The organism is Citrobacter sp. TBCS-14 (assembly GCF_005280805.1).
In the GTDB taxonomy this organism is placed as follows: Bacteria; Pseudomonadota; Gammaproteobacteria; order Enterobacterales; family Enterobacteriaceae; genus Citrobacter; species Citrobacter gillenii.
In genome coordinates this window covers 1-220 of record NZ_SZWM01000218.1, presented here as the reverse complement: position 1 = coordinate 220, position 220 = coordinate 1, and the positions used below count along the sequence as shown (strand labels likewise).

Genomic DNA, 220 nt, shown 5'->3' with positions numbered 1-220 from the left:
GAGCGGTTTCGGTTGTACTCTTCACTGAATGGTTTGGCAGGGTATCGGGGAGCGGTAGTCCCGGAAAAGCGTTCCGTGGGCGGGTCGCCGGGGAGGAGATATGATAAGCACCATTGCGTTATTCTGGGCTTTATGTGTCGTTTGCATTGTTAATATGGCGCGTTATTTTTCTTCGCTACGCGCACTGTTAGTGGTACTTCGTGGTTGCGATCCATTACTT

1 pseudogene is annotated in these 220 nt (G+C 50.9%); it reads left to right on the top strand.

The features are described 5' to 3' along the window. Window positions 1-100: 100 nt before the first annotated feature. A pseudogene (locus FDX22_RS12190) lies at window positions 101-220 on the top strand (universal stress protein UspB); the annotation flags it as partial.